Below are 632 nucleotides of genomic sequence, written 5' to 3' on the forward strand. Positions count from 1 at the left end.
AGTACGTGCCAGAGTAGATTTTAAAGTCGGGGCTAAAAGTAATATCGATGCGGAGATCCTGTCTTTCCGTGGCCTTAAGACAGATAAAGAGCATGTGGCAGTTATTTTTAAACAAGCGGATCAAACGCAAGACACGCCGCTAGTGCGTATGCATTCCGAGTGTCTGACTGGCGATGTTTTCCACTCATCTCGCTGTGACTGCGGTGAGCAGTTAGAAGAAACGATCCAACGTATGGGCGAATCTGGCGGCGTGATCCTTTACCTTCGCCAAGAGGGCCGTGGTATCGGTTTGTACAACAAGATTGATGCGTATCGTCTGCAAAGCCAGGGGATGAACACTTACGAAGCAAACAACCATTTAGGCTTTGATGATGATTTAAGAGACTTCACCGAAGCGGCACAAATGTTAGAAGCGTTAGGTATCAAGAAAATTCGTCTTGTGACCAATAACCCTAAGAAAATCCGTGAATTAGCTGAATACGGAATTGAGATTGCTGAAGTTGTCAATACTTCGGCGCACATTAAAGATGGTAATGAAAACTATCTTAGAGCGAAAGTTTCTCACGGCAAACATAACCTAAAGGTTTAATCCTAAAGAGAAAACTGTCAATTATGAATGTTAAAAGCCTCAC

1 protein-coding gene is annotated in these 632 nt (G+C 43.4%); it reads left to right on the forward strand.

Translation table 11 applies throughout. The features are described from left to right. Positions 1 to 589 (forward strand): GTP cyclohydrolase II (locus R7O13_RS28200; RefSeq protein WP_318305365.1); only part of this gene is annotated, 589 nt, incomplete at its 5' end. Positions 590 to 632 lie beyond the last annotated feature (43 nt).

This window comes from Vibrio sp. Y176 (assembly GCF_033438945.1).